This is a genomic window from Dokdonia sp. 4H-3-7-5, from assembly GCF_000212355.1.
Classification (GTDB): Bacteria; Bacteroidota; Bacteroidia; order Flavobacteriales; family Flavobacteriaceae; genus Dokdonia.
The window spans coordinates 1,849,163-1,867,500 of record NC_015496.1 but is presented as its reverse complement, the minus strand read 5'-3'; the positions used below and the strand labels follow the sequence as shown (position 1 = coordinate 1,867,500).

12 protein-coding genes, 2 tRNA genes and 2 rRNA genes (1 of these 16 cut by a window edge) are annotated in these 18,338 nt (G+C 38.0%); 7 read left to right on the top strand and 9 right to left on the bottom strand.

Features of this window, described 5'->3' with window-relative positions; all coding sequences use genetic code 11:
* From KRODI_RS08225 to KRODI_RS08205, 5 genes are all read right to left on the bottom strand, one after another.
* Positions 1-523: ribosomal RNA gene (locus KRODI_RS08225) — 23S ribosomal RNA — on the bottom strand (it extends 2,304 nt beyond the left edge of the window).
* A 279-nt stretch (positions 524-802) separates the two neighbouring features.
* Positions 803-879: transfer RNA gene (locus tag KRODI_RS08220), tRNA-Ala, on the bottom strand.
* Positions 880-1,053: 174 nt separating this feature from the next.
* A tRNA-Ile gene (locus KRODI_RS08215) sits at positions 1,054-1,127 on the bottom strand.
* 212 nt (positions 1,128-1,339) lie between these two features.
* Positions 1,340-2,865 (bottom strand): 16S ribosomal RNA (locus tag KRODI_RS08210).
* The 16S and 23S rRNA genes sit together here with 2 tRNA genes alongside, the layout of an rRNA operon.
* A 756-nt stretch (positions 2,866-3,621) precedes the next feature.
* The gene (locus KRODI_RS08205; protein ID WP_041295659.1) at positions 3,622-5,610 is read right to left on the bottom strand and encodes a putative porin; all 1,989 of its coding nucleotides are present in this window, start codon (positions 5,608-5,610) and stop codon (positions 3,622-3,624) included.
* A 66-nt stretch (positions 5,611-5,676) separates the two neighbouring features.
* Here KRODI_RS08205 and KRODI_RS08200 point away from each other — a divergent pair, with 66 nt between their 5' ends.
* The gene (locus tag KRODI_RS08200; RefSeq protein ID WP_013751133.1) at positions 5,677-6,315 is read left to right on the top strand and encodes a ribonuclease HII; all 639 of its coding nucleotides are present in this window, start codon (positions 5,677-5,679) and stop codon (positions 6,313-6,315) included.
* Between the two features lie 93 nt (positions 6,316-6,408).
* Positions 6,409-8,865: a ribonuclease HII gene (locus KRODI_RS08195; RefSeq protein WP_013751132.1), complete on the top strand. Its 2,457-nt coding sequence runs from the start codon at positions 6,409-6,411 to the stop codon at positions 8,863-8,865.
* Positions 8,866-8,875: 10 nt separating this feature from the next.
* Here KRODI_RS08195 and lipB read toward each other — a convergent pair whose 3' ends face one another.
* From lipB to KRODI_RS15435, 3 genes are all read right to left on the bottom strand, one after another.
* Positions 8,876-9,601 carry a lipoyl(octanoyl) transferase LipB gene (gene lipB, locus KRODI_RS08190; RefSeq protein ID WP_013751131.1) on the bottom strand — a complete coding sequence of 242 codons (726 nt, stop codon included), beginning with the start codon at positions 9,599-9,601 and terminating at the stop codon, positions 8,876-8,878.
* A gap of 538 nt (positions 9,602-10,139) precedes the next feature.
* Positions 10,140-10,994 (bottom strand): hypothetical protein, encoded by an 855-nt coding sequence (locus tag KRODI_RS08185; protein WP_013751130.1) that lies wholly within the window; start codon positions 10,992-10,994, stop codon positions 10,140-10,142.
* Positions 10,995-10,996: 2 nt separating this feature from the next.
* A complete protein-coding gene (locus tag KRODI_RS15435) occupies positions 10,997-11,155 on the bottom strand; it encodes a YqaE/Pmp3 family membrane protein (protein WP_013751129.1) in 159 nt (52 codons plus the stop codon).
* Positions 11,156-11,337: 182 nt separating this feature from the next.
* On the opposite strand from KRODI_RS15435, the gene lysS reads away from it, so the two are divergent.
* The 5 genes from lysS to KRODI_RS08160 all read left to right on the top strand — a co-directional run bounded on the left by lysS (position 11,338) and on the right by KRODI_RS08160 (position 16,973).
* Complete coding sequence (gene lysS, locus KRODI_RS08180; RefSeq protein WP_013751128.1) at positions 11,338-13,032, top strand: lysine--tRNA ligase; 1,695 nt, start codon at positions 11,338-11,340, stop codon at positions 13,030-13,032.
* Between the two features lie 236 nt (positions 13,033-13,268).
* Positions 13,269-14,519, top strand: coding sequence for a hypothetical protein (locus KRODI_RS08175; protein WP_013751127.1), 1,251 nt, complete (start codon positions 13,269-13,271; stop codon positions 14,517-14,519).
* 177 nt (positions 14,520-14,696) lie between these two features.
* Positions 14,697-15,464, top strand: coding sequence for a DUF695 domain-containing protein (locus KRODI_RS08170; RefSeq protein ID WP_158307004.1), 768 nt, complete (start codon positions 14,697-14,699; stop codon positions 15,462-15,464).
* Positions 15,465-15,556: 92 nt separating this feature from the next.
* On the top strand, positions 15,557-16,090 hold the full coding sequence (locus KRODI_RS08165; RefSeq protein WP_013751125.1) for a hypothetical protein: 534 nt from the start codon (positions 15,557-15,559) through the stop codon (positions 16,088-16,090).
* Positions 16,091-16,169: 79 nt separating this feature from the next.
* Positions 16,170-16,973: a toxin-antitoxin system YwqK family antitoxin gene (locus tag KRODI_RS08160; protein ID WP_013751124.1), complete on the top strand. Its 804-nt coding sequence runs from the start codon at positions 16,170-16,172 to the stop codon at positions 16,971-16,973.
* Positions 16,974-17,051: 78 nt separating this feature from the next.
* Here the strand turns inward: KRODI_RS08160 and KRODI_RS08155 are convergent, their stop codons facing one another.
* Positions 17,052-18,095, bottom strand: a complete 1,044-nt coding sequence (locus tag KRODI_RS08155) for a flavin-containing monooxygenase (RefSeq protein ID WP_013751123.1) — start codon at positions 18,093-18,095, stop codon at positions 17,052-17,054.
* Positions 18,096-18,338 lie beyond the last annotated feature (243 nt).

The window sequence follows — 18,338 nt, the reverse complement described above, 5'->3', positions numbered from 1 at the left end:
TCACTCCCTTATTCAGGGTTCTTTTCACCTTTCCCTCACGGTACTGGTTCACTATCGGTCTCTCAGGAGTATTTAGCCTTATGGGATGGTCCCCACAGTTTCATACAGGGTTTCACGTGCCCCGCACTACTCAGGATACCACTATCTGTAACTGTCTTTACTTATACCGGGCTATCACCGTCTATGGCTACTCTTTCCAAAGTATTCTAATTCATAAAGCACAAAATGTCGTGGTCCTACAACCCCAGCAATGCCGTAACATTACTGGTTTGGGCTAATCCGCGTTCGCTCGCCACTACTAGCGGAATCACTATTGTTTTCTTCTCCTCCGGGTACTTAGATGTTTCAGTTCTCCGGGTTTGCCCCATTTCTGGTGATATATCTTCAATATACCGGGTTGCCCCATTCGGATATCTACGGATCAATTCTTGTGTGCAGATCCCCGTAGCTTTTCGCAGCTTATCACGTCCTTCATCGCCTCTGAGAGCCTAGGCATTCCCCATACGCCCTTAATTAGCTTATTGTACTTATTGCTCTTTTAAGGGCTTATGTATAAAATACATAAACCTTTATATTATAATGAGTTAATCATATTATATTCATATTCTTGCGTATATAACCGGCTAGGTTACATACGACTTCTCGTATTCTTTAATTATTTCCCAATATGTCAATGAACGTTTTCCCATAATCAGTATAAAATCTATGTAAATAAAAACGTATTGCACTTTCGTGAATCCTGTGTTTTTAAAAACTATATCCTTTATACCTAAGGATGATAATTACTATAAAGTAACTATCTTGGTGGAGAATATCGGAGTCGAACCGATGACCTCCTGCGTGCAAGGCAGGCGCTCTAGCCAGCTGAGCTAATCCCCCATTTTTATGAAATTCCGATGATGACATCAGTTTTCGAATGACGAAGTAATGATTCTCAACTTCTAAAATTTCCTTCAAAATGTAATACAATGAACATCACGATTTATTAAGCTTTCGCGAAAGCACAACTAACAATCAAACATATCTTTTAAAATATGTCTACTTATTAATTAGTAGTCTCAGGCAGACTCGAACTGCCGACCTCTACATTATCAGTGTAGCGCTCTAACCAGCTGAGCTATGAGACTGTAATTAAACAATCTATAGTTGTTAAGTAATAGTCTTAAGTAAAAAACTCAATACTAAAGTCTAACTACTATTTACTTGTTTATTAAAATTAAATCGACAGCTATTGAAAACTAAAACCTATTTTAACCTTTCGGTCGTAAGTCGTTTGCTGTGTATTATTGATATTGTTACATATAAATATATAACGCACAATAACAGGGACAAGCTCTAGAAAGGAGGTGTTCCAGCCGCACCTTCCGGTACGGCTACCTTGTTACGACTTAGCCCTAGTTACCAGTTTTACCCTAGGCCGCTCCTTACGGTGACGGACTTCAGGTACCCCCAGCTTCCATGGCTTGACGGGCGGTGTGTACAAGGCCCGGGAACGTATTCACCGGATCATGGCTGATATCCGATTACTAGCGATTCCAGCTTCATGGAGTCGAGTTGCAGACTCCAATCCGAACTGAGATAGGGTTTATAGATTCGCTCCTGGTCGCCCAGTGGCTGCTCTCTGTCCCTACCATTGTAGCACGTGTGTGGCCCAGGACGTAAGGGCCGTGATGATTTGACGTCATCCCCACCTTCCTCACGGTTTGCACCGGCAGTCTGGCTAGAGTTCCCGACATTACTCGCTGGCAACTAACCACAGGGGTTGCGCTCGTTATAGGACTTAACCTGACACCTCACGGCACGAGCTGACGACAACCATGCAGCACCTTGTAAATTGTCCGAAGAAAAAACTATCTCTAGTCCTGTCAATCTACATTTAAGCCCTGGTAAGGTTCCTCGCGTATCATCGAATTAAACCACATGCTCCACCGCTTGTGCGGGCCCCCGTCAATTCCTTTGAGTTTCATTCTTGCGAACGTACTCCCCAGGTGGGATACTTATCACTTTCGCTTAGTCACTCAGCCCGAAAGCCAAACAACTAGTATCCATCGTTTACGGCGTAGACTACCAGGGTATCTAATCCTGTTCGCTACCTACGCTTTCGTCCATCAGCGTCAATATATTGTTAGTGATCTGCCTTCGCAATCGGTATTCTATGTAATCTCTAAGCATTTCACCGCTACACTACATATTCTAACCACTTCACAATAATTCAAGACATACAGTATCAATGGCAATTCTATGGTTGAGCCACAGACTTTCACCACTGACTTATATGCCCGCCTACGGACCCTTTAAACCCAATGATTCCGGATAACGCTTGCACCCTCCGTATTACCGCGGCTGCTGGCACGGAGTTAGCCGGTGCTTATTCTTATGGTACCGTCATCAGTCTACACGTAGACCTTATTCTTCCCATATAAAAGTAGTTTACAACCCATAGGGCAGTCTTCCTACACGCGGCATGGCTGGATCAGAGTTGCCTCCATTGTCCAATATTCCTCACTGCTGCCTCCCGTAGGAGTCTGGTCCGTGTCTCAGTACCAGTGTGGGGGATCTCCCTCTCAGGACCCCTATCTATCGTAGTCTTGGTAAGCCGTTACCTTACCAACAAACTAATAGAACGCATAGTCATCTTATACCGCCGAAACTTTAATGTCCAAATGATGCCATTCAAACATACTATGGGGTATTAATCTTCGTTTCCAAAGGCTATCCCCCAGTATAAGGTAGATTCTATACGCGTTACGCACCCGGTGCGCCGGGTGGTAAGCAAGTAGCAAGCTACCTCTGTTACCCCTCGACTTGCATGTGTTAAGCCTGCCGCTAGCGTTCATCCTGAGCCAGGATCAAACTCTTCATCGTGTATTGTAAATAAATTTAACTCCTCACGACTCGAAATATCTGGTCAATAATAAACTTCTAGTTTTCAAATTCTTTGTAATAATACCCGAAGGTATTAATACGCGCTGTCAATTCAATAAATCAATGAACTTTCTCTACCACTATTAATAGCAGAAAACTCTTGCAAATGCTAAGGATTCGAACCTCAAATTAGAATAACTAATCTTCCAAAACATCTCAATAAAAACTTTTGAACTTCGCTAGATATATTACTGTTTCTCTAAGCGGGTGCAAATATACAACTGTTTTTTAAACTCACAACTTAATCTTAAAAATAATCGAAAATTTAATTTTCAACCTCTAAAATCAAGCAACAATCGCAATGAACATAACTCCCAAATAACCTCCATTTGTTAGCGGCTGCAAAACTACAACCTTTTTCCTAATTACAAACTATCTTTTTAAAAATAATTTGAAGAAATAAAAACAAACTTTTTAAAGACATTTAAAAGAACAACCGCTTGCTGTTAAGCGGGTGGCAAAGATACACCGAAGTTCTAATCTGACAAGAATATTCTTAGGAAAATTTTAAGGAAATATGCAACTCACTGTAAACACATGAAGTAGCTTTTAAAATAATTTGACTGACACCTCAACCAACCTAAAAGAACTCTATTTTGCACTCCATAAACTCAAAGAAACTAGCAATTCCTACCTCAGCTACTATCAAATAGCTGCAAAAACGACCCTAGAAATTTTCGCGAAAGCGTAAACTACCTATAAGAAGAAGTTCCACACAATACCAAAACGTATATTAAAGTCTCTATATGGATATCCAGGGGCACTGTAAAAGTCGCTTCCAGTAAAACTACTATTGAAATGTTCTGCTTTTATAAAAATCCGTGTTTGGCGGACTTTCATATTAATAAAGAAGTCCAATAATGGGAAGTTACCTAGCTCTTCTGTGTTTTGAACATAAAACTCGGCTAAGATAGGATCATAACCATTGAGATTATACTTAGTAAAGTAGTTTGCTGTGATACCTGTCTGAAGAAACAATGCTTTCTTAAAGAGACGGTCTGTAAAGTAAAAACTACCTCTACCTACTACATCTGGAACATTGAGTACACCCTCTGCCCCTGTTACATTTTGATAGGTGGCCGTAAGATCTAGGTTAAACTTACCAAACTTGATATCTCTATTTGCACTTATCTTTAAATGATTTACCGCTTCTCCAGATTGACGAGACTCTACAAGCCCGTCTTCTCCAAGTCCAAAATATGCGTAATCCTTTATAGTAGATGCAGACGCCTCAAGATTTACGAGACTCTTTGCGTCTAGTTGCGCTGCTAGCGTATTTGTTTTTACCGTAGCATAGTTGTCTTGATTAGACCAGTTATAGTTTAAATAATTACTCTGAAACAGTAAGTGGTTAAAACTAGCTTGTCTTGCATTACTAAGAATACTCACAGAGAATCGCTTATCATCTGCTATCGAATATCCCGCTTCTCCATATATATTGTACCCATCAAAATCACCCACCACATTTACCTGTGCCTCTCCTTCTATATCAAATCCTCCAATCCTATTTTTGTAGGCTCCACCTACAGCAATGTTTGTTCCCTGCAATCTATTAGGAACACGCTCAGAAACACCATCTCCATCTGCATCTTGAATAAGCACTGCGTTATATCCATAATCATAATACAAAGCGTTTGCTTGAAACTTGAGCTGCCCTAGTTTTTTATCTTCATAAACAGCATTGATCTCATTATAGGTTTCTTCGTGATCTGTTCTATCTGAAAAACTAGTCTGGCTAAATGCATCACCAAAAATTGCATTTGCCGCATCTTGTCTATATGTATAGAACTTATTCTCACTATTAAATATATGCCCTACTCTAAGACTATAATCCTTGAGGCTATCTTTTTTCTGGACAAGGTTATAATGATGATTCACATATATACGTGTGCCGTCAAGTATGTTTTCTGCATCCTCAAAATTTACAGGTAATCTTGATCTATCACTAAAGTCACCTTCACCACTATTAAACTGCTCTATACCCTGCTCTGTTAGTCCGCCGTTTTCTTGATTTAATAAATCTTGTGCAACCCAGTGCGCTCTTATATGATATCTATCATTTTTAGTACGATAGCTTCCTGCAAATCTAAAATTACCAGAACTCGTTAAGGCGTTTTGATATTTACCTAAGCTACGCACTCCTTTATATGCAATAGACATATTGAGTCGTGGATGAATATTCAAAGTAAAAAAGGCATCTAGCTGCTGCCCTTGCTCAAAGGCACTTCTATAAAACAATTCTGTAAGCGGTGTAGGCAGGTGGTAGTAATTAATATCTTCTACCTCCATATATGCAAAATGTCTAGCCTGCGCTATATATCCTGGTGTAGTACGTCTATTATTAAAGTTATAGATGAGCGTGTTATTAGTTTGCCCAGTATTTGCAAATGGCAATAACCCATATCTATCTTTGCGCAGGTAATTAAATTTGTAATCCTTCTTTATATTAAGCGTAGTATCTACATGCGTAGTATCTCTAGCAATTGATATGATTTTATAATCCTCAACGGGTGGTCTTTCAAACTTCTTGATATTAGTAGAAGAAACCTCTCTGGCATTAAGAGGATCATTATTATCGTTTTGCTGTATAATACCCGTAGATGACCCCTTAGTAGGGATCCGAGAAATTTGAGCAAAAAGCATGGTTTGCAACAAGCAAAATAATAAAATCAAAACTCCTCTCATACAAAAAAATTATAGCGTCAAAATTACATTTTTATCCTCGAACCTCGTATTTTCAGCTCCACAAAGATGCTTAAACTCAAATATCATACTCATCTCATAGAATGTGGCACGGACGAAGCTGGCCGTGGCTGCCTCGCAGGCCCTGTTACGGCTGCTGCCGTAATGCTTCCAGACGACTTCATTAACGAGATACTTACAGATTCTAAACTTCTCACAGAGAAGAAACGTGAATTACTCAAACCTATTATAGAAGAACAAGCAATTGCTATCGGATTTGCTCATGTAATGATGAGTGAGATAGACGATATTAATATCCTTAATGCTTCCATCTTAGGAATGCACCGCAGTATTGAAAGTATGATAGGTACGCTTTCGCGAAAGCAAAAAAAACCACAACACATTCTTGTAGACGGCAATCGGTTTAAACCTTTTCCTAAGATTGACCACACCACAGTTATAAAGGGCGACGGAAAATACTTGCCTATTGCTGCTGCGTCTATTATTGCAAAAACTGCTCGTGATGAATATATGAATCTCATACACGAAGAGTTCCCTATGTACAATTGGAAGAAAAACAAAGGATACCCCACCAAGGAACATCGAGAGGCTATACGCAGATATGGTATTACAAAGTATCATCGCAAGAGCTTTAAGTTACTTCCAGAACAATACGAACTAGATTTTACGTTTAAGAATAACAGCTAATCCCTTGTTTAAAAAGTAGTCAATAACAATATGAGGTTCTCAAGAAGTTCTCAAGACTGAGGTTGTATTTTTGAACCCACCTTAAGCGCACTTATGAAATCTTTCTTTTACATACTTTTTAGCCTTGTTATTCTCGCTAGTTGCGACACTACACCAAAGGCATCATCTTCTCTTACTAAATATATACCTCGCAAAGCGGCGGTTGTTATAAAGACTAATGACTTTAAGGATCTTAAAAGTGCACTTGTAAATAATGACCTTATACAAGAGCTAGCTCCTACGGCACTTTATAAAACCCTAGTTAAAGGGCAGACATTGTTTAAAGACATACAACCAGACGGCGAGACCTTGTTGTGTTATACAAAACTAGGCCGTAATGACTATGACATTAGTATGATTACAAAAGCGCATGCTTCGCTTTTTAAAGGAGACTCGTTACTCATGAAAGAAGCAGCACTTAAGAACCCAACTATTAAAACATTAGGCGTAACCGCACATTATCTTATATATAAGGACGTGCTCATTGCTAGTACATCAAAAATCCTTTTAGAAAATGTATTAAGAGAGGATAACACAGAGATCTATGAAGATGACCTTTTTGAAAAAGCATACACCTCATCTAGCAATAGCGCTACGGCTTCTATATTTATAAGAGGATCAGAAGGTGCTAGCTTGTATAAGAGTCTATTTCCTAATGCAACAGCAAATGCGCTGAAAAATTCGTTTTCTTGGACTGCGGCAGATGTTGACTTGGATAACAATGACATCAGACTGAGTGGTGTTGCGCTGGTGCAAGATTCTACATCACAAAGATTGAGTTTACTTAAAGACACACAACCGGTAGTGAATAGAATTGCATCTATTACTCCTACGGCTGCAATTGCTGTAGAGGCTATCACCTATGACGACTGGCAGCAGTTTAAATCTAGTAAAGCAGATTTTTTGAAACTAGACCTCTCTAAATACACGCTTGCACGTGAGGATCTTTTTGCTAGTTTCTCAGAGGTAGGAATGATTCATCTGCCTAAAGGAAAAGTAATAGTGGGAGTTTCTACAGATATTACGGTTACCGGCAATGAACTTGCGAGCGCTTCAGAAAAAGCCGAATTTAGAAAGGTTTCCATCTATGAGATTAATATGGGTTCCGCTTTCGCGAAAGCGTACTCACCTCTACTCAATCTTTCATCTCCTACTTTATACGCATCTATAGATGACTTCTATCTTTTTGCCGAAAATCAAGAAGCGCTAGAAACTGTAATTGCCAACTATCAGAATAAAGCAACCCTATCTAACAGCGCTACCTTCCAGAACACGGAAAGCACTTTAAGTCGTGCGTCTAGTTATTTACATATTTCTAGTCTGAGCAGTAATGCATATAAAGAGCTCGCCTCAGAAGATGGTCAAAAAGTATTAAAAGATATCACTCTGGATGGCTATGATTATAGCGCGCTACAGCTCATACAAGAAAAGGACTACTTACTACTAAATATGGCAATTCTCAAGAACGACGAGGCCACTACAGATGCAAATATTGCTCAAATTGCCAATGTAAAACTAAGCGCAGACATCACAATGACGCCGCAGCTAGTAACAAATCATCGTACTAATGGAAAGGATGTAGTGGTTCAAGACATAAACAACACGCTATATCTAATAAGTAATGCAGGAAAAGTATTGTGGCAAAAAGACCTAGATGGTCAAATACTAGGTGAGGTGCAGCAGATAGATCTATACCGCAATGGCAGATTGCAACTCGCTTTTACCACGCCATCTTCATTTTATGTGTTGGATCGTAATGGTAAAGAAGTGAGTCCTTATCCGCTCTCTTTTAAAGATAACATCACGCAACCGCTTTCTATCTTCGACTATGACAATAACAGTAATTACCGTTTTGTCATCGTACAAAAAGATAAAGTACTGATGTATGATAAAAATGCAAAAGCTGTTTCTGGATTTACCTTTAGAGAAGCAGGAAGTGCAATTTTATATCCTCCAGCACATATGCGCATAGGTAACAAAGATTATATCACGATTGCCGAGAATAGCGGGAAGCTGCACATCTTAAATCGCACAGGAAAAACGCGAATTGACGTTAAAGAAAAAATCAACTTTGGAGATACTCCTATATATAAGTATGGCAACAACTTTGAAACCTTTACAGTTAATGGTGAGAAAGTGAGCATTAACACCTCTGGGAAGCTTACCCAGAGTATTTCAGATTTTCAATCTGATTCAAAAATCGCTATTGAGGGTAAACTGAAAGTAGGTTTGAGAGAAAACAATCTTGTGGTAAATGGTAAGAAGAGAGAGATTGCCTTTGGCACCTATACTTCACCTAGCATCTCAAGCACTGGAAAATCACAATACATTGCTATCACCAATACAGAATCTAGCGAAGTCTATATTTATGACAATAAAGGTGTATTACTACCTAACTTTCCTATCTATGGAACTTCTAAGGCAGATGTTGGCTTTTTACGAAGCAATAAGTCTCTAGGTTTTGTAACTCAGGGAGGTAGTAACTCGGTATTGATTTACAAGATTAACTAGCGCGTCGTCCTTATATATATTCCGCGCCCGCTTCTGGAGTTATGAAGTTGGCTTCAAAGAGCGCTGTAAAGTGTTTAAGTAATTTCTCTTTTACCTCTGCCTCATCTACCCTTGCTTTACCTAGCTCTACATTGAGAGAGGTCACTGCTTTGTCTTTTATCCCGCAAGGAATCATCAGGTCAAAGTAGCCTAAGTCTGCATTTACGTTTAATGCAAATCCATGCATGGTTACCCAGCGGCTAGCGCGCACACCCATGGCACAAATCTTACGTGCAAACGGAGTTCCCACATCAAACCACACACCCGTTTCTCCTGGAGAACGTTCGGCTTTAAGTCCGTATTCGGCTAGGGTGAGAATTACCATCTCTTCTAGCAATCTCAGGTATTTGTGAATGTCTCTAAAAAAGCTATCAAGATCAAGAATAGGATATCCTACGATTTGTCCGGGACCGTGATACGTGATATCTCCGCCGCGGTTAATCTTATAAAAACTAGCTTTTTTCTCGGCAAGCTCTTTTTCGCTGACAAGCAAATTAGAAAGATCACCACTCTTGCCTAAAGTAAACACATGAGGATGCTCTACAAACAAGAAATGGTTAGGAGTTACCAGTCCGGCGTTTTGTCTACGGTTGGCAATTTTCATCTCCACCGTTTTCTTAAAAAGCGTCTCTTGGTAGTCCCAAGTTTCCTTATAATCTCGATTTCCGAGGTCCTGTAAAATGATATTTTTATTCACGGCGCAAAGGTACGCAGAAACATAAAAAAATATCTCAACTTTTAAAATCCCTTTTTCTTAAGAAGTGAATACAACGATTTTTCTTTTCCCCGCCCTGAAGGGTGGAAAAATCTTTGTTCAATAAAATCTGTTTGGAATCATCTACTCTGTTCTTAGTAGGTGTATGTGATTACTCTTATGAAACATCTCCCCTAGCCCCTCTTCAAAGAGGGGAACACTCAAATGAGAATCGCAACGAAGTTGCAAAAAATGAAAGCCCCTCTTCGAAGAGAGGTTGGGGAGATGTTTTCGGCTTGTAAAAAATAAAAAAGCCACCCTTTAGGGTTGGGAAGGCTTTTTGAAAACATCTCTCCACAAACAGAAATACTCACATAAAAATTGCAACGAAGTTGCAAAAATTGAAGCCCCTCTTCGAAGAGGGGTTGGGGAGATGTCCGCGAGTTGTGAAAAAACCACCCTTCAAGGACGGGGAAATCTTTTAAAAACTAAAAAAACCTCCTACCATATAGTAGAAGGTCTTTATAATAATTATCGTGACTTATTTATCCTCAAGAACCACCTCAAAGTTTTCTAAGGTCTTGTCTGTTCCTTCTAGTAGGGTTTTATAGTCTATGGAGAAGGTTACTGTTTTGCCATCTTCTGAGATTATTGCGTTTTCTTGAGATACGGAGATTACTTTTCTTGGGAATACGTATTCTAGTTGCATAGTAGATTGATCTAGTACTTCGTCCATACCTAGTACCATCTCTTTCATCATATTGTTTTCGGCTTCTCCATTCTCATCTTTAAAAACGGCATCCTCTACGTCTTGTCTCGTCTTTTCAGATAATTCGCTGCTGCCTTCTAGGTGTCTTGATAGCGCTTTAGGGTCTGTTCTTCTAAAGGTATTATCGGTAAAAGTATAGATCACCTTGTTTGTACTCAGCATACTATTTGCTGGGCTACTACTTGCTTGCTCTCCGCCTGGTGTGGTTTTCTTTGCGCTTTCAAATACTTTATCTACATCATATGCGATGCGCTCTATTTCCTTAAACTCTTTAAAGTCTTTTATAACAGTAAGTACCATTACGCCATTCTCCTCGTCTATATTCATATTCATAGCAAAGTCTTTAAGTGCTTTCAAATTCTCCTGCTGTGCAGCTGGTAATGTGGCAATGCTATCCTTATAGATTTCTAGAAAGTCATTAAACACCATGGTAGTGTCCATCTTTTCCTTCTTCTTTTCTGGATTACTCGCTCCACTTTGAGCAGCGATTGCCATGATTTGTGATAGGTCAAATTTAGATTCATAACGACCTCCCATGTCTTCATTAAAAACAATACGCTCATGCATACTACAACTCACCAGTAACACTAAGAGCACTACTAGCAGTCCATAAACATTTTTACTCATTCCTATTTTTTTGGATTATTTAATATTACGAGTGCTGCGATTACGCCTGGCACCCAGCCACAGAGCCAAAGTAAGAAAACTATTAATACAGACCCACATCCTTTGCCTATTACAGCTAGTGGTGGAAAAAAGATGGCAAGTAAGACACGCCAGATACTCATAAGTGAAGTTTTTTGATCCTCTCCTTCGGCAGGAAAGGTTGATTGATGTACTTAATAAGACGACATAATTTTCAGATTGTTACAATGTTGATTTCTGAGCGGGCTATCACTATCTTTGCGCCGCTCTACCGCTATTTATGCGTAGCGCTTATTTGCAAAAAATATAAAAGAATTATTACTGTATGCAACTGTCAGAACAAGAACAAGTACGCCGTCAAAAATTATCCCGCTTGCGCGAAATAGGAATCAATCCTTATCCAGCAGCACAATACCACGTTACTCATAGCTCTAAACAGGCTATCGGAAATTATAAAGAGGGTGAGAAGGTAGTGATGGCAGGTCGCTTGATGCGAAAGAAGATTCAAGGTTCTGCATCTTTTGGAGAGATCCAAGATGGTGAAGGTCGCATACAATTATACTTTAACCGTGACGAGATTTGCCCGGGAGAAGATAAGTCTCACTATAACGAGGTATTTAAAAAGCTTCTTGACTTAGGTGATTTCATTGGTGTAGAAGGAACGTTGTTTACTACACAAGTAGGTGAGATTACGGTATCACTTACTGGTTTCACACTATTGAGTAAAGCACTTAAACCATTACCATTACCTAAAACAGATGCAGAGGGTAACACCTATGATGAGTTTATAGATCCAGAAATGCGTTACCGCCAGCGTTATGCAGATCTTGCTGTAAACCCACACGTAAAAGAAGTATTTGTAAAACGCACCAAGCTTTTTAATGCGATGCGTAACTTCTTTAACAACGCAGGATATTTTGAAGTAGAGACTCCTATCCTACAGCCTATTGCTGGAGGAGCTGCAGCACGACCATTTGTGACGCACCACAACTCACTAGACATGCCATTATATATGCGTATTGCAAATGAGCTGTACTTAAAGCGTCTCATTGTTGGCGGATTTGAAGGTGTGTATGAGTTCTCAAAGAACTTCCGTAATGAAGGGATGGACCGCACGCACAATCCAGAGTTTACCGCAATGGAAATCTATGTAGCTTATAAAGACTACAACTGGATGATGGAGTTTTGTGAGCAGTTACTAGAACACTGTGCGATGGCAGTAAACGGAACTACAAAGGCAACCTTTGGTGAGCACGAAGTAGATTTTAAAGCACCGTATGCTAGAGTAACCATGGCAGATAGTATCAAGCACTTTACAGGTTTTGATATTCTTGATAAAACAGAAGATGAGATACGCGCTGCTGCACAAGGCATGGGTATCGAGGTAGATGAGACTATGGGTAAAGGAAAACTCATCGATGAGATTTTTGGTGAGAAGTGTGAGGGCAACTACATACAGCCTACCTACATCACAGACTACCCTAAAGAGATGAGCCCGCTATGTAAAGAGCACCGTGATAACCCAGAACTTACAGAACGTTTTGAGTTGATGGTTTGTGGTAAAGAGATTGCAAATGCATACTCAGAGCTTAACGACCCTATCGACCAGCGTGAGCGTTTTGAGGCACAGCTAGAACTTGCAAAGCGTGGTGATGACGAGGCAACAGCTTCTATAGATTATGACTTCTTGCGTTCATTAGAGTACGGAATGCCTCCTACCTCAGGAATGGGAATAGGGATGGACCGTTTGATTATGTTCTTGACTAATAACCAGTCTATACAAGAAGTACTGTTCTTCCCACAGATGAAACCAGAAAAGAAGGCACTTGATCTTAACGAGAACGAAAAAGCAATTTACGACCTCCTTAAAAAGGAAAGCCCACAAGAACTTGGCGCACTTAAAGCTGCAGCAGGTTTAAGTAACAAAGGATGGGACAAAGGCCTTAAAGGTCTTACCAAACTAGGCGCTGCCAAAGTTTCTAAAACAGACGAAGGTTTGTTTGTAACCATTGCAGACTAACCCCACCTTCTTACTATAAAAGACAACCTAAAAACCGACTATCAAATCCCTGCTTTTTAAGTGGGGATTTTTTTATGCGCTTTCGCGAAAATTTGAATTGGTTAGCTCGATGCTGTTAATTATACATATTTATTAAATTAATTAATCTAGAGTAAGGCAAACCGTAAAGGAGGTGTGTTGGGATGTTGTATTTTAGTGATATGGTTTATAAAAAAATTAATTAAAAAGGAGAGAATATGAGTGAAGAAGAGAAAGGATTATTGGATAAGAAAGAGGCTGTGGGTACTGTTGAAAATGTACAATCAATATTCTTTTCTTACAATGAGAATTTAAATAGTGTAAAATTATATTTCAGCAAATTTGGAAATTTAGCAACGGGTGAAGATGATAATATAAAAGAAAGCTTTGAATCATTTTTTGAAGAGGTCGTAGAGGATCTTGAAAGTAATAAAAAAACTGTTCTCAATCCAGAAACGGACACTGAAGAGGAAGTAATAGATGATGAATACATTAAAAAAGCTTTAAGCCTTTTCAGAAAAAGACCTAATATATCTCCACGTAATTATGAAATACTATCGAGAAGTTCCTTTTTAATGCTCAACAATTATTTCGAATATCTTCTAACTGATTTACTGAGTTACTTCTATAATAAATATCAGAACTCATTAGATGAAAAAGAATTCAGGTTAACCCTAAAGGAATTAAATGAATTTGAAACTATAGAGGAGGCGACAAAAAATTTAATTTTGAAGGAAGTAGAAAGTATTATAGTAGAAAAGACATTTAATGAACTTCTAATTCATTTTGAGAAACAACTCTCTATTTCATTAGAAAATGACTTAATTAATTGGAATAAAATTATTGAAATAAGAGAAAGGAGACATTTGATTGTTCACAATTCATCAATTGTCAACAAGAAATATATAACTCGCACAGGCAATCCTTATGACTTCAAAATTGGTGAACCTATTCATGTTCAAAAAGATTATTTTGAAAATAGTTGCAATGAATTGAAAATCGCTGGTCAATTACTTCTATTTAATTGTTGGGGGAAATGGGATAAGGATAATATTGACAATGCGATTTATCAAATTATGTTACAAACATTTGAAGACTTAAAATTCAAAAATAATGATGCAGTGCGAAGAATGTGCGAATATTCAAATCAAATTATTGCAAAAAATGAAAATCAAGAAGATTATTTGTTTCGCATTAAAGTGAATCATGCAATAGCCCTGAAAAAATCTAAAAGCAACAAAGATTTAGCTAAAGTTTTGAAAACAATGAAAGTAGGCACAGCAACCCCAATATTTAAAATTGCCTTTAAAATTTTAAATGATGACCATAAAGACTTATCTGGTTTATTTAAAAAAGCAGTTGTCATGGAGGAATTAAATAGAGAGTTTTATTTGGAATGGCCAATATTTGATTTTGTACGAATTAATGAAACAGAGTTACATAAGGAACTACTACAAACATTTAATTAATTTGACTTTAGCTAAAATAGAATTTTCCAACAATGGATAATTCAAGAAATAAGGGTAACGACTTACCTTGAATAAAACATTCACGAAAAGCATATTTCTTACAATGAAACTTACACAATTTTTAAAATGAGAAAATTACTTACAATCTTATTAATATTCTTACTTACATCTTTACATATGATTGGACAAAATTCAGAGGAGCATTGGGATACTTATATGGCGTCATATGAAAATGGAAAGCCAGGTTCCACTACGTTAAGAATGGATTTAATTGATATTGCTCCAATGCAAGACTTCAATTATGTTCTGGTAACCGGACTAGTTTATGAAACATCTAAAGAAAATGGATTTCCAGAAAATGAAATTTTTAGTGTATTGCACAATGCAGCTGACGAACTAATAGAAATAATACAACCCGAAACTGATTTCGTACTAGTTGGGTCATTTATGCATAATGGAAAGAGACTTGAATATTTTTATCTTAAAGAACAAAAGAATATTATTTCAAAAATTGAGCGCTTCTATAAAATCAAATATCCAGAGTATAAATTCTACCTTAACATTAAAGAGGACAAAGAATGGGATTACTATCTAGATTTCCTTTATCCAAATGAAGAGACCTTAAATTATATGGCGGACCAATCTGTATTACGAAATTTAGAAGAGGCTGGCGATGATCTAATTAAGGCACGAAGAGTTAACCATTGGCTTTATTTTACTAAAGAAACAGAAATGAATAAGTGTAAAGCAGAATTAATTGAACTAGGTTTTATAGTGCACTATGCCGGAATTAATAAAGAAACAAATCTCCCCTTTGAACTACAAATTTCTAGAGTAGATAACGTAGACATTTCTTCTATTTTTCCTATCACGTCTGATTTGAGAAAGAGAGCAAAAAATTTTAATGGTGAATATGATGGCTGGGAAACCTCGGTTGAAAAATAATTATGTAAGACAAAGAACCGCGCTAAAAATCAAGTCCATGTAAAACATGGGTTTGCTATTATTTTATAAGCTACCAAAACCAACTCAACAAAATGATATTCGAAATTCCATTTAATGAAGAGATTTATAACCAACAAATGCTTCTAAATTTCAACACTGCTTGGAAGAAGAACTTTAATAATAACAGAAAATGTCTGTTCTTAGCAATTCCAATGATCCTAGTTGGTGGATTAATCATATATGGAGAAAACAATACTGGCTTTCTGCTAGTCGCAATTGGAATTCATTATTTAATGAATTTTTACACCTACTATAAATTTTACCAGAAAAGTAAAAAATCCTATTTAGATTTAATGAATGCGGAAATTCTTAAACAAAAAGGGTCAAATGAAAATCACTTGTGGGAATTTGACGACCTCTTCTTTAGATATAAAGATCATAAATATGAAGCCAAAATAAAATGGGAGGTTTTCAAAAGCCATAGAGTGATTGAGAATAACCTGTTTCTTGATATCGATGTCGGGACTAATTTAGCTTTCATTCTAGGAGAATCGGAAATAGGTACTGACAATTTTAAAAAAGCGACTGAGTTTGTTAAAGAAAAAGTTACTCAAAAACATATGTAGATTAAACAACCTTTATCATTATAGCACTAGCGAGTATCATTATCAACATACTATTCAGATAAAAAAATAACACGTGTCAATGCGGCCACCTTACTCCTACCTCATCATCTTCCTCCTACTCCTAAGCACTCACATCACCAGGGCTCAAGAAAACCAAGTAGTTGAATATTTCAATACGGGTGAGAAAAAAAGTGTCGGTCTCAAAAATGCAGCTGGCTTCCCTACGGGTGAGTGGGTTTATTATAGAAAGGATGGAACTGTCGATACCAAGTTTACCTACAATGGCACAGATAAACCAGTAGGCCCTTTTAAAATGTATTACCACAACGGGCAGTTGCAAACTAAAGGTTCTTATGCGAGTGAAGGTTTCTATAGTATGGATGGCCCTTACGAGGATTATTACAGTAACGGCCAACTAAGATCTAAAGGAGTTTATAAAGAGAATCGAAGTGTAGGCAGTTGGATGGGGTATTGGGAAAATGGCCAACTCAAATCAAAAACTACCTATAGCAGCGAAGGTGTGATTATAAGTAATACAGAATATCACAGCAATGGCAACTTGAGACTAGATGCTACCTATACTGATAAAGGCGACTTTACCGGCAACCTCAATATTTATTATGAAGATGGAACGCTATTTACCTCTCAAGAATTTGATGCGCTAGGTAACAAGAAAGGCGTGTACACGTCTTTCTACAAGAACGGCAGTATCAAGGAGCAAGGGGAATATGCAGGCATCGATTACTTTAAGAAAAAAGGCGCCTGGAAATCTTTCTACAAAGATGGTACACTACAAATGATGGTTACCTATGATAATGAAGGCAACCGTCTAGAGATTAAACGCTATGACACCAACGGTAATTTGATTCCTGAGAAGGAATGATATAAAAGCTATTTTCGCGAAAGCGTTATTAGTAGCTATCTACTAGTTATTGCACTACCATAAACGGAGTTAAGCTAGTTACCCCTTTGCATCAATTAAGTCTGCAAGATAAAGCGCATCCTTAGACACTCCGCCTAAGGTTGCAGATCCGCGAGTGTACATCCACGGTAGGCCTAAGAAATACAGGCCATCGATGTTGCTTACACCTCTGCGGTTTTTTGGATAACTATCTGCATCAAGCTCTAAGCCCTCTATCCATTGAAAATTAGGGCGATATCCAGTTGCCCATATGATGTTTTTAATACTAGCTACTTTCTTGTTTTCGAAGATGATTTCCTCATGCATGGCATCTTTAGTTCTGCCGCTTATAATGACGTTGTCTCTAGAAAGAATTTCTTTTACATCTGTGCCTATAACAGGCTGAGTAAATGAGCTTATCCTCTTACCCATCCAGCTATATTTATTAAAACTTAGAAATCCTGTGACAGTAAACCACCACCACAATGACTTCCCTAAAATATGCTGCGGCAATGATTTTACCGTAGTATCCCCAGAGAAAAAGACCTTCCTGCGACCATCTTTTGAAAGTTCGTTTAAGATTTGGTATCCAGAGTCTCCCCCACCTACTACGAGCGCATCGCCCTCTTGTAATTGATCTAGTCCTTTATAGTAATTGCTATGCATCTGCGTGATACTGTCTGCAATCTTAGTATTACAAGGTGGCGTGTATGGCGTGTGAAAAGGACCTGTGGCAACCACCACATTTTTTGCTTCAAGATCACCATCCTTATGTGTGAGGATAAATCCCTTTGCCGTCTTACTTATAGAAGTAATTAATGTATTGAGTTTTACAGGGATCTCAAAAATCGACACATAAGACTTAAAATAATCTGCTACTTCATATTTACTTGGGTAATGACCTTTAGGAGTGTCAAATTTTAAACCCGGCAGATGATTGTATTTGGTAGGGGTAAATAGTTTTAAGGAATCCCATCTGTTTAACCACGACGCTCCTATTTCTTTATCACCATCTACCACCACGTAGTTCTTACCCATCTTTTTTAAATGGTACGCTATAGATAATCCAGCTTGTGCTCCTCCTATTACTACATAATCTAACATCTGTTCCCCTTCTAATTTTTTGCAAAAATAGACATTAAGAATAGCTTTCCTCCTTTTTATAGCTTTCAATAAAATCAAACACTATAATCAGAATATTTTACCACAAATATTCCGCATCACGATCACTTTTTAGATTATTTTTCATGTACAGAATATTGCAATGTGGGTGGTTATGCTTTCGCGAAAGCGTATTTATCATAAGGCTAGTTCACGTGCAACTCAAGGCCAATAAAACCACTTCAT

Bases quoted from the DNA above. Each gene is read 5' to 3' on its own strand.
- KRODI_RS08200 (WP_013751133.1), top strand. From the start codon at position 5,677: ATGCTTAAACTCAAATATCATACTCATCTCATAGAATGTGGCACGGAC.
- KRODI_RS08160 (WP_013751124.1), top strand. From the start codon at position 16,170: ATGCGGCCACCTTACTCCTACCTCATCATCTTCCTCCTACTCCTAAGC.
- lysS (WP_013751128.1), top strand. From the start codon at position 11,338: ATGCAACTGTCAGAACAAGAACAAGTACGCCGTCAAAAATTATCCCGC.
- KRODI_RS08175 (WP_013751127.1), top strand. From the start codon at position 13,269: ATGAGTGAAGAAGAGAAAGGATTATTGGATAAGAAAGAGGCTGTGGGT.
- KRODI_RS08170 (WP_158307004.1), top strand. From the start codon at position 14,697: ATGATTGGACAAAATTCAGAGGAGCATTGGGATACTTATATGGCGTCA.
- KRODI_RS08205 (WP_041295659.1), bottom strand. From the start codon at position 5,610: ATGAGAGGAGTTTTGATTTTATTATTTTGCTTGTTGCAAACCATGCTT.
- KRODI_RS08165 (WP_013751125.1), top strand. From the start codon at position 15,557: ATGATATTCGAAATTCCATTTAATGAAGAGATTTATAACCAACAAATG.
- KRODI_RS08185 (WP_013751130.1), bottom strand. From the start codon at position 10,994: ATGAGTAAAAATGTTTATGGACTGCTAGTAGTGCTCTTAGTGTTACTG.
- KRODI_RS08155 (WP_013751123.1), bottom strand. From the start codon at position 18,095: ATGTTAGATTATGTAGTAATAGGAGGAGCACAAGCTGGATTATCTATA.
- KRODI_RS15435 (WP_013751129.1), bottom strand. From the start codon at position 11,155: ATGAGTATCTGGCGTGTCTTACTTGCCATCTTTTTTCCACCACTAGCT.
- KRODI_RS08195 (WP_013751132.1), top strand. From the start codon at position 6,409: ATGAAATCTTTCTTTTACATACTTTTTAGCCTTGTTATTCTCGCTAGT.